The following is a 3,097-nucleotide window of genomic DNA, read 5'->3' as shown; positions in this document are numbered from 1 at the left end:
GCAATACCTGGTCCGTGAGTGTCAGATGCGTATTCGTTGCCTGCGCGATGAATAGTGCAGCCAGGGTCATATAGATATTCGTACCGTCGAGATTGAACGAATAGCCGGTTGGAATGACGAGGCCGACCACGGACTTCTTGCAGCCCGCCTTTTCCATCTTGGCCATCAATGTCGGCAGGGCGGCTTCGGATGAGCTCGTTCCAAGTACCAGCAGCAGTTCTTCCTTGATGTAGCGGATCAGTGCCAGGATCGAAAAGCCATTGTACCAGGCGACGGCGCCAAGAACGACGAGTACGAAAAGTACAGACGTCAGATAGAATGTGCCGATCAGGAAGATCAGATTTGCAACCGACCCGATGCCGTATTTGCCGATAGTGAAAGCCATGGCGCCGAAGGCACCGATCGGTGCGGCTTTCATCAGGATCGCGACGAGCTTGAAGACAGGCGCTGAAAGCACCTGCAGGAAATTCGTAACCGGTTCCGCCCTCTCGCCGACCATGGCGAGTGAKAGGCCGAACAGTACCGAGAAGAACAGTACCTGCAGGATATCGCCCGAAGCAAAGGCGCCAACGATTGTTGTCGGGATGATGTTCGTCAGGAAGCCGACGACGCTCTGCTCATGTGCCTGTTGTGTATAGGTCGCGACGGCGGCGGGATCGAGCGATGCAGGATCGATATTCATGCCGGCGCCCGGCTGAACGACATTGGCGACGATGAGACCGACGATCAACGCAAGCGTCGAGAACGTCAGGAAATAAAGCATCGCCTTGCCGGCAACGCGGCCGACCTTTTTCAGATCACTCATGCCGGCAATGCCGGTGGTGACCGTCAGGAAAATGACCGGGGCAATGATCATCTTCACCAGTTTGATGAAAGCATCGCCGAGCGGCTTCATGCTGGTGCCAATATCTGGATAGTAGTGGCCGAGCAGAATGCCGATGGTGATGGCAACAATCACCTGAAAATAGAGATGGGCGTAAATCGGTGTTTTGCCGCGCGGCTGCGGTGCTGCGGTTATCGTCACAGGACTCATAACTTCCTCCATGGTGCGAGCCGCGTCTGGCGCAATAAAGCCTGCCAGCCTCCTGGGCTCTCGTTACAGGGCGGATAGACCGTCCCCTCGCGAGAAGCATTGCAAGCACCATGCCAATTTGCGAGATAAGCCTAAGTCATTGGAAATAAACGATATGAATTTTATGGCGGTATTCTTGACCACTAAAGTTGTGCGTGTATTCGCACACTCCTCTTGAGATTTGTGCGAATATCTGCACACTGCTTTAATGGAAAATCGACTGGTGGTGCGCTCGGAAAGCCTTCTGCACGCGGGGATGACAAGCCCGCTCGTGAAGATTGTTTATGGGCTCCTTGCTGCACTTCTTGTGGCAAGCGCACTTTTCATCGCCAATGATTATGGCCGCAAGCGCRCCTATGAATCGCTCCACATCCGGGCACAGAGCGCGGCGGAGCTCAATGCTGTCCTGCTGCGGACGGTCCTTGAGAAACAGCGGTCGTTGCCCTTTGTCCTGTCGCAGGACCGCGATGTGATAAGCGCGTTGACGACGCGCAGCGACAGCCTGTTGCAACTGGTCAACCGCAAGCTTGAAAGCCTGATCAGCGGTACCCGCTCGTCGGTGATTTATCTTCTCAACGCTGATGGGTTGGCACTGGCTTCCAGCAATTGGCGCGAACCGACGAGCTTCGTCGGCACCAATTACAGCTTTAGACCCTACTATACCCGCGCTGTTGCCTCCGGCAGCGCCGAGCACTATGCGTTCGGTACCGTCAGTAAACGTCCGGGTCTCTATATTTCAAGACGCATCGATGGACCTTCGGGAACGCTCGGCGTTATCGTCGTCAAGGTCGAGTTCGATGACCTTGAGGCCGATTGGCGCCGTAACAGCGATCCTTCCCTGGTTGTTGATCAGCGCGGTATTGTACTGATCACGAGCCTGCCCGGATGGCGGTTCATGACCGAGGGCCCACTCGTTCCTGACCAGATGGGACCTATCCGCGAGAGTTTACAATTCGGTGACGCGCCTCTCGCACCGCTTGACATTACGCCTGCCTTGCCACAGGACCAGCCTGATATTGTCCGAGCGCGCTTGCCTGGTGCGGCGAAARCGGACGAGTTCGTTCGCGTACAGACGCCGGTTCCCACCACGACCTGGAACCTGCAACTGCTGACCCCGGCAGCGCCCGCCGTATCAGAGGCAACGCGGACAGCGCAGTTGCTGGCGCTGATCGTTCTTGCCCCTTTACTGGGGTTGACCGCTTTTTTCCTGCGCCGCCGCGGATTGGCACTGCGGCGTGCTCGCGAGCAGGAGGCGGCGCGGCTCGAACTCGAACGGCGTGTTGCCGAGCGCACGGCAGATCTCAGCGCTGCTCACTCGGAACTCGTAATGCAGGTCGAGGAGCGCCAGAAGACGGAGACCAAGCTGCAGACGGTGCAGCAGGACTTGGTGCAAGCGAACCGTCTTGCCATTCTCGGACAAGTCACGGCCGGTGTTGCCCATGAGATCAATCAGCCGGTCGCTGCCATTCGCTCCTATGCGGACAATGCCAAGACTTTTCTTGGCCGAAACCAGATCGATTCAGCCAGGGACAATCTGAAAGCCATTGCCGGGCTGACAGAGCGTATTGGTGGCATCACCGATGAGCTGCGCACCTTCGCGCGCAAGGGAACAGGCGACGCGGGTCCCATCAGTGTCAGCGATGTGATCGAAGGCGCCCTACTCCTCCTGGGCACCCGGTTCCGGCAGAGAGCCGGTCAAATCATCACGCAGACACCGCCGCCCGATATCAAGGTGCACGGCAATCGTATGCGTCTCGAACAGGTGCTGATCAATCTCATGCAAAATGCAGTGGAGGCAACGGAAGGCGGTCCGGCCAGCAAGATCCGTGTGGAAGCCCGGGTGACCGAAGGCGAGGTCCAGCTGATTGTGTCCGACAAGGGGCCAGGTATTCCTGAAGCAATCATGCAAGCTCTGTTCACACCTTTCAATACGTCCAAGGATCGCGGCCTCGGGCTCGGTCTGGTCATCTGCCACGATATCGTCGCGGATTATGGCGGGCGCATCGAAGTCAAAAGCAGCAGTGC

The 3,097-nt window shown here is 57.3% G+C and carries 2 protein-coding genes; one reads left to right on the top strand and one right to left on the bottom strand.

All coding sequences use genetic code 11. From position 1 onward, the window contains the following. A partial coding sequence (gene dctA / locus ACXJ5O_RS22965) for a C4-dicarboxylate transporter DctA (RefSeq protein WP_457301925.1) occupies nucleotides 1–1,033 on the bottom strand: 1,033 nt, incomplete at its 3' end. Between the two features lie 247 nt (nucleotides 1,034–1,280). Between dctA and ACXJ5O_RS22960 the strand changes: the two genes are divergently transcribed. Then, a partial coding sequence (locus ACXJ5O_RS22960; protein WP_457301924.1) for a sensor histidine kinase occupies nucleotides 1,281–3,097 on the top strand: 1,817 nt, incomplete at its 3' end.

This window comes from Phyllobacterium sp. P5_D12 (assembly GCF_054049495.1).
This window is presented reverse-complemented; position numbering and strand designations above follow the sequence as displayed.